At 41.5% G+C, this 1059-nt stretch carries 1 protein-coding gene; it reads right to left on the bottom strand.

The features are described from left to right. Positions 1 to 1050 (bottom strand): homogentisate 1,2-dioxygenase (locus CXF78_RS01610; protein WP_102035776.1); only part of this gene is annotated, 1050 nt, incomplete at its 3' end. Positions 1051 to 1059: the final 9 nt, after the last annotated feature.

The following is a 1059-nucleotide window of genomic DNA, read 5'->3' on the forward strand; positions in this document are numbered from 1 at the left end:
AGTTTTGCCGATAGAGGCTTCTGTGCGACCAGGTTGAGGCCCATGCGGCACACCTTTTTGGTGTAACGTCATATAGCCCGCTTCAATACCTGTACGGCTCATAAAGTCACCATCGACGTAATACAAAACTTCATCGCTGTCGATGTTGTTGTGGTAATAAGGTGCTGGTATCGATTTAGGATGAAAATCGTATGGGCGTGGCACAAAGTTACAAATGACAAAATTGTGTGCAGTAAACACTAAATGCTCAGACGGTGGTAAATGAATTTTGCCTACTTTGGGTGCATATTCACTGATGTTAAATGCCCAAGGATAAACGCAGCCATCCCAGCCAACTAGGTCAAATGGATGCCATTGCAGAGTCATTTTTTGATAACGCTCACCAAATTTACACATTAACGGAAACGCACCTTTTTCAACCACGGCATCAGCCAAGGTTGGCGTACGAATGTCTCGTTCACAGTAAGGTGCAGATTCAAGCATTTGGCCGTATTCGTTTCTGAAATGCTTTGGCACTTCGACCATTGAAGATGATTCGATCACAAATAAACGCACATTTTCATAATCGTTAAATTTAAGTTGGTACGTGGTCCCGCGTGGAATAATTAAGTAATCCCATTTTTTGGTATCAATGACGCCGTATTCACTCAACAGTTGGCCTTCACCTTCGTGAATAAACACCACTTCGTCAGCATAGGCATTACGATAAAACTCATTGGTATCTTCAGTCACCTTAGCGGTGTACATGGCGACATCATTATTGAAAAAAATTTTATTTCGGGCGCTAAAAAAGTTGCCTTGGCAGTCGGCTTGGCGCGAGTCTAATTTGTAATTTTGAATTAATGAGTCTTGCCATTGTTCACCATGAGATAACGTGTAAGGTTGAACGTCTATCGCTTTGGTTGGCATATTGTGATGATATTTATTTGAATAAATATTAGAAAAGCCATGAGTTGAAAATAATTCTTCACGGTACAACTCGCCATTGTCTTTTTCGAAGGCAATGTGGCGTTTGGTCGGGATCTGACCTTGCTTAACATAGAATGGCATGTGATTGTC

Source organism: Shewanella sp. 11B5, assembly GCF_002836795.1.
Classification (GTDB): Bacteria; Pseudomonadota; Gammaproteobacteria; order Enterobacterales; family Shewanellaceae; genus Shewanella; species Shewanella frigidimarina.